Annotated in this window: 6 protein-coding genes; 3 read left to right on the top strand and 3 right to left on the bottom strand. The window is 64.6% G+C overall.

The annotated features are described in order from the left end of the window. Positions 1–90: 90 nt before the first annotated feature. Entirely contained in the window at positions 91–498 is a 408-nt protein-coding gene (locus QMX81_RS12485) for a thioesterase family protein (protein WP_088432134.1), read from the bottom strand. Then, positions 495–3,470: an excinuclease ABC subunit UvrA gene (uvrA, locus tag QMX81_RS12480; RefSeq protein WP_282261920.1), complete on the bottom strand. Its 2,976-nt coding sequence runs from the start codon at positions 3,468–3,470 to the stop codon at positions 495–497. Before uvrA ends, QMX81_RS12485 begins: the two co-directional genes overlap by 4 nt. A gap of 295 nt (positions 3,471–3,765) precedes the next feature. Here uvrA and rplU point away from each other — a divergent pair, with 295 nt between their 5' ends. The 3 genes from rplU to obgE all read left to right on the top strand — a co-directional run bounded on the left by rplU (position 3,766) and on the right by obgE (position 5,606). After that, the gene (gene rplU / locus QMX81_RS12475) at positions 3,766–4,083 is read left to right on the top strand and encodes a 50S ribosomal protein L21 (protein ID WP_019184518.1); all 318 of its coding nucleotides are present in this window, start codon (positions 3,766–3,768) and stop codon (positions 4,081–4,083) included. Between the two features lie 15 nt (positions 4,084–4,098). Then, positions 4,099–4,359 carry a 50S ribosomal protein L27 gene (gene rpmA / locus QMX81_RS12470; protein WP_019184517.1) on the top strand — a complete coding sequence of 87 codons (261 nt, stop codon included), beginning with the start codon at positions 4,099–4,101 and terminating at the stop codon, positions 4,357–4,359. Between the two features lie 194 nt (positions 4,360–4,553). Continuing rightward, complete coding sequence (gene obgE / locus QMX81_RS12465; protein WP_121043410.1) at positions 4,554–5,606, top strand: GTPase ObgE; 1,053 nt, start codon at positions 4,554–4,556, stop codon at positions 5,604–5,606. Positions 5,607–5,799: 193 nt separating this feature from the next. On the opposite strand, the gene rpsT is transcribed toward obgE, so the two are convergent. Beyond that, a complete protein-coding gene (rpsT, locus tag QMX81_RS12460) occupies positions 5,800–6,069 on the bottom strand; it encodes a 30S ribosomal protein S20 (protein WP_019184515.1) in 270 nt (89 codons plus the stop codon). Positions 6,070–6,178: the final 109 nt, after the last annotated feature.

The following is a 6,178-nucleotide window of genomic DNA, read 5'->3' as shown; positions in this document are numbered from 1 at the left end:
CCGCTGGCCGGCACCCACGCAGTCCATCGCTGCCATGAAACTGCCGGCCAGTGGCCGGCACTACTTTTCAGTTCGGCGCGGCGGAACCTCTCAGCTCGACGCGGTGCGGATCGCCTCGGGCAACGGCGCGCTCTTGCCGGTCTGCGTGTCCATCCAGACCACTACCACGTTGCCATCCGAATACAGCGTGCTGTCGTTCTTCTCGTCCACGATGCGGTGGCCGATGGTCACGCTGCTGTTGCCGAGACGCTCGACGAACAGCTCCACCACGATATCGTTGGGCCACACGATCGGCAGGCGGTAGTTGACGTTGGTCGCCGCCACTACCGGTGCGATCCGGTCGGTCATCGAAACGCCCTCCACGCCCAGCATCCAGCGCACGCGCGCTTCTTCCAGGTAGGAGATGTACTTGGCGTTGTTCACGTGGCCCATGCTGTCCATGTCGCGCCAGCGGACGCTGATCGGCACGCGGGCGAGGATCTTGTGCTCGTTGCTCATGCGGTCTTCTTCTTGGTCTTGCTGGGGGCTTTGGTCGCGGCGGTCTTGCGCACGGCCTTCTTCGGTTCCGGCTTGGCCTTGCGCGGCGGGCGGGCGTCGGGCTTGTTGGCCACGGCCGCCGGCTGTTCCGGACGCGCGCTGGTGGAGGGCAGCATTTTGGCCAGGAACTGGCCGGTGTACGAGGTTGGGCAGGCCGCCACGTCCTCCGGCGTACCGGTGACCAGGATGGTGCCACCGCGATGGCCACCTTCCGGACCCAGATCGACGATCCAGTCGGCGGTCTTGATCACGTCCAGGTTGTGTTCGATCACCACCACCGTGTTGCCTTCGTCGCGCAGCTTGTGCAGCACGCCGAGCAGCGCCTCGATGTCGTGGAAGTGCAGGCCGGTGGTCGGCTCATCCAGGATGTACAGCGTGCGCCCGGTATCGCGGCGCGACAGTTCCTTGGACAGTTTCACGCGCTGCGCTTCACCACCGGACAGCGTGGTCGCGCTCTGGCCCAGCTTGATGTAGCTCAGGCCCACATCGAACAGCGTTTCCAGCTTGCGCGCGATGCTCGGCACCGGCTCGAACAGCTTCAGGGCATCTTCGACGGTCATCTGCAGCACGTCGTTGATGTTGTAACCCTTGTAGAGGATCTCCAGCGTTTCGCGGTTGTAGCGCTTGCCGTGGCAGACATCGCAGGGCACGTACACGTCCGGCAGGAAGTGCATTTCCACCTTGATCAGGCCATCGCCCTGGCACGCTTCGCAGCGGCCACCGCGCACGTTGAAGCTGAAACGCCCCGGCGAATAGCCGCGTGCACGCGCTTCGGGCACCTGCGCGTACAGCTCGCGCAGCGGCGTGAACAGACCGGTGTAAGTGGCCGGGTTCGAGCGCGGGGTGCGGCCGATCGGCGACTGGTCGATGTCCACCACCTTGTCGAACAGATCCAGGCCGTCGACTTCCTTGTATGGGGCGATCGGGTGCGAGGAGCCGTTGATCTCGTTGGCGGCCAGCGAGAACAGGGTGTCGTTGATCAGGGTCGACTTGCCCGAGCCGGACACGCCGGTGATGCAGGTCAGCAGGCCCGACGGAATATCCAGGTCCACGCCCTTGAGGTTGTTGCCGCTGGCACCGCGCAGGTGCAGGGTCATCTTCGGGTTGGGCTTGTGCCGGCGCGCCGGGATCTCGATGGCGCGCTTGCCCGACAGGTATTGGCCGGTCAGCGAACGCGGCGCATCCAGGATGTCCTGCAGCGTGCCCTGGCCCACGATCTCGCCGCCGTGCACACCCGCGCCCGGACCGATGTCCAGCACGTAGTCGGCCAGGCGGATCGCGTCTTCGTCATGCTCGACCACGATCACCGTGTTGCCGAGGTCGCGCAGGCGGGTCAGGGTACCGAGCAGGCGCTCGTTGTCGCGCTGGTGCAGGCCGATCGACGGCTCATCCAGCACGTACATCACGCCGACCAGGCCGGCACCGATCTGCGAGGCCAGCCGGATGCGCTGGGCTTCACCACCGGACAGGGTGTCGGCCTTGCGCTCCAGGGTCAGGTAATCCAGGCCGACGTCGACCAGGAAGCCGAGCCGTTCGCCGATCTCCTTGACGATCTTGCCGGCGATCTCGCCGCGCCAGCCGGGCAGGCTCATGCTGCTGAAGAACTTCAGCGCATCGTCGATCGGCATCACCACCAGTTCCGGCAGCGCACGGTCGGCCACGAACACATTGCGCGCGGCCTTGTTCAGGCGCTGGCCCTGGCACTCGGGGCAGTTGCGCTCGCTGATGTACTTGGCCAGCTCTTCGCGCACGGCCGAGGATTCGGTCTCTTTGTAGCGGCGTTCGAGGTTGGGAATGATGCCCTCGAAGCGATGCTTGCGCTGGGTTCGGCCACCGGCTTCGGTGAAGTAGGTGAAGGTGATCGTCTCTTCGCCGCTGCCGTACAGCACGGCTTGGCGCACGTCCTCGGGCAGGCTCTGCCAAGGGGCGTCGGTGTCGAACTTGTAGTGCTTGGCCAGCGAGGCGATCAGCTGGAAGTAGTACGCATTGCGGCGGTCCCAACCGCGCACGGCGCCGGCCGAGAGCGACAGCTCCGGGTGCACCACCACGCGCGAGGGGTCGAAGAACTCGGCCATGCCCAGGCCATCGCAGCCCGGGCAGGCGCCGACCGGCGAGTTGAACGAGAACAGGCGCGGTTCCAGCTCCGGCAGCGAGTAATCGCAGACCGGGCAGCTGTACTTGGAGGAGAACAGATGCGCAGGCGCATCCTCCACATCCAGCGACTGCACCGAGACCATGCCGTCGCCAAGCTTGAGCGCGGTTTCAAAGCTCTCGGCCAGGCGCTGCTTGATGTCCTCGCGCGGGCGGAAACGGTCGATCACCGCTTCGATGGTGTGCTTCTGGCGCAGTGCCAGCGGCGGCACCGCATCGATTTCATGCAGCTGGCCGTCCACCCGCACGCGCACATACCCCTGCGCGCGCAGCTGGTCGAAGACCTGGGCGTGCTCGCCCTTGCGCTCGCGGATCACCGGCGCCAGCAGCATGTAGCGCTGCTCGGCATCCAGGGTCAGCACGTGGTCGACCATCTGGCTGACCGTCTGCGCTTCCAGCGGGTAGCCGTGGTCCGGGCAGCGCGGGCTGCCGACGCGGGCGTACAGCAGGCGCAGGTAGTCGTAGATCTCGGTGATCGTGCCGACGGTCGAGCGCGGGTTGTGCGAGGTCGATTTCTGCTCGATCGAGATCGCCGGGGACAGGCCCTCGATGTGGTCCAGGTCCGGCTTTTCCATCACGCTGAGGAACTGGCGGGCATAGGCCGACAGCGACTCCACGTAACGACGCTGGCCTTCAGCGTAAATGGTGTCGAACGCCAACGAGGACTTGCCCGAGCCGGACAGGCCGGTGATGACAATCAGCTTGTCGCGGGGCAGGTCGAGATCGATGTTCTTGAGATTGTGCGTCCGCGCGCCGCGGATGCGGATGAAATCCATCGCCATGGGGGATCCGTTGTGGGGCTTCGGCTCAGGGAGCCGGCAAGCGGGTGGGGCAATCGGAAACGGCAATCGGTCAGCCTACCGAGCTTGGGATTTGGGGGCAATCGCGGACTTTGCCACCCCCATGTCTCATTCCCTGAGACCCCACCAGCCGGTTTCCTGAACCGTATTCAGCCAAATCCGGGTCAGAGCAGGGGGTGGGTTGACCCGAAGTGGTTGAAGTCATTAAAATTCCGCTTCTGTCCGCCCTCGATGGCGGCAGTCCATAGACCACAATAACTACAGAGGAAGTCTGGTCATGTACGCAGTACTGGTAACCGGCGGTAAGCAATACCGCGTGGCGCAGGGCGAAACGCTCCGCGTTGAAAAGCTCGAAGTCGAAGTCGGCAACGAGATCAAGTTCGACAACATCCTGATGCTGGGCGACAGCGATGGCATCAAGCTGGGCGACGCGCTGAGCGGCGCTTCGGTCACTGCCAAGGTCGTGTCCCAGGGTCGTGCCGACAAGGTCCGGATCATCAAGTTCCGTCGCCGTAAGCACCACATGAAGCGCCAGGGTCACCGTCAGTACTACACCGAAATCGAGATCACCGGCATTGCCGGTGGCAGCAAGTAATAAGGAGAAGCAGTCATGGCACATAAGAAGGGCGTAGGCTCATCGCGCAACGGTCGCGACTCCAACCCGAAGTACCTCGGCGTCAAGATTTTCGGTGGCCAGGCCATCGATGCCGGCAACATCATCGTGCGTCAGCGCGGCACCCAGTTCCATCCGGGTACCGGCGTTGGCCTCGGCCGTGACCACACCCTGTTCGCGCTCGTCGACGGCAAGGTGGAGTTCTCGGTCAAGGGCCCGAAGAAGCGTCGTACCGTCAGCGTCGTCGCCGAAGCCTGATCTTCAGCGGTACGCAGGCGCCCACGCCACGGCGTGGGGTCGCTGACGAAAGCCCCGCTTCGGCGGGGTTTTTCGTTGGTATCAACTATCGGGCGGGACATTTCCCGCCGCCGGCCCTGGATCGTACCGGGGCCGTTAGACTCTGCGGTGGGGTGCACCTCGCGCCCGCCGCCTCCAGATTGGCATCCAGAATCATGAAACTTGTAGACGAAGCAGAAATCCAGGTGATCGCCGGCAATGGCGGCAACGGCTGCATCGGTTTCCGTCGCGAGAAGTTCATTCCGCTGGGCGGGCCGGACGGTGGCGACGGCGGTAATGGCGGCAGCGTGTGGATCCGCGCCGACGAGAACCTCAACACCCTGGTCGATTTCCGCCATGACCGCATCTTCAAGGCGCAGCGCGGCGAGAACGGCATGGGTCGCCAGGCCTATGGCAAGGGCGGCGAAGACCTGGTCATCACCGTGCCGATCGGCACCGTGATCATGAACGTCAGCACCGATGAAGTGATCGGCGATCTGACCAGCCATGGCGACCGCCTGCTGGTGGCCAAGGGCGGCCGCGGTGGCCTGGGCAACATGCATTTCAAGAGCTCCACCAACCGCTCGCCGCGCCAGGCGCTGCCGGGCGAAGAGGGTGAAGAGCGCCTGCTCAAGCTCGAGTTGAAGCTGCTGGCCGACGTCGGCCTGCTGGGCTTCCCGAACGCCGGCAAGAGCACGCTGATCCGTGCGGTGTCGGCGGCGACCCCGAAGGTCGCCGATTACCCGTTCACCACGCTGTACCCCAATCTGGGCGTCGTGCGCGTGGAGAACTACCGCAGCTTCGTGATCGCCGATATTCCCGGCCTGATCGAGGGTGCGGCCGATGGCGCGGGCCTGGGCGCGCAGTTCCTGCGCCACCTGCAGCGCACCCGCCTGCTGCTGCACCTCGTGGATATCTCCCCGATGGAAGGTGGCGTGGAAGGTGTCTCGCCGATCGAGCAGGTCCGTGCGATCGAGCGCGAGCTGGAAAAGCACGACCCGGAGCTGCTGAACAAGCCGCGCTGGCTGGTGCTGAACAAGGCCGACCTGATGTTCGAGGACGAGGCCAAGGCCGCCGCCGAGAAGATCGTCGCCGAGCTGGGCTGGACCCAGCCGTGGTACCTGGTCTCGGCCCTGGGCCGTGAAGGCACCTGGCCGATCATGAACAACGTGATGGCCTTCTTCGATCGCCAGAAGGAAGACGAGGCGCAAGCGCGCGATGCGTACTGAGCGCACCCGCGCGCCCCTGAGAAACCCGGCTGCGGCCGGGTTTTTCTGTGGTGCCGTCGTCACCGCCGACCGGGCCGACCGGGCCGGCCGTCGCAGATCGCAGGCAACAAAAAACCCGGCCGGGGCCGGGTTTTTCTCTGCGGCTGGGTCGAAGCCACGCAGTGCGTGGCTCTACGACACCCGCAGCGCCGTATCAGGCGGCCTTGATGGCCTTGATGCGCGCGGTCAGGCGGCTCTTATGGCGAGCAGCCTTGTTCTTGTGGATCAGACCACGCGAGCTGAAACGGTCGAGGATCGGCTGGGCAACAGCGAAGGCTGCCTCGGCGCCGGCGGCGTCATTGGCATCCAGAGCCTTGATCACCTTCTTGACAGCGGTGCGCAGCATCGAACGCTGAGCCGTATTGCGCGCGTTGCGCACGACGGTCTGCTTGGCGCGCTTCTTGGCGGACTTGATATTGGCCACAGTGGTGGTTTCCTGAAAAATCGGTGTAATGGGAACAGCAAGCTGGAAAGTATGATGGCTCGAAAAATGTACGTCAAGTCAATTGTCAAGAGGGAACACGGGTGAGTTC

This window comes from Stenotrophomonas sp. PS02301, assembly GCF_029959485.1.
Lineage (GTDB): Bacteria > Pseudomonadota > Gammaproteobacteria > Xanthomonadales > Xanthomonadaceae > Stenotrophomonas > Stenotrophomonas maltophilia_Z.
This window is presented reverse-complemented; position numbering and strand designations above follow the sequence as displayed.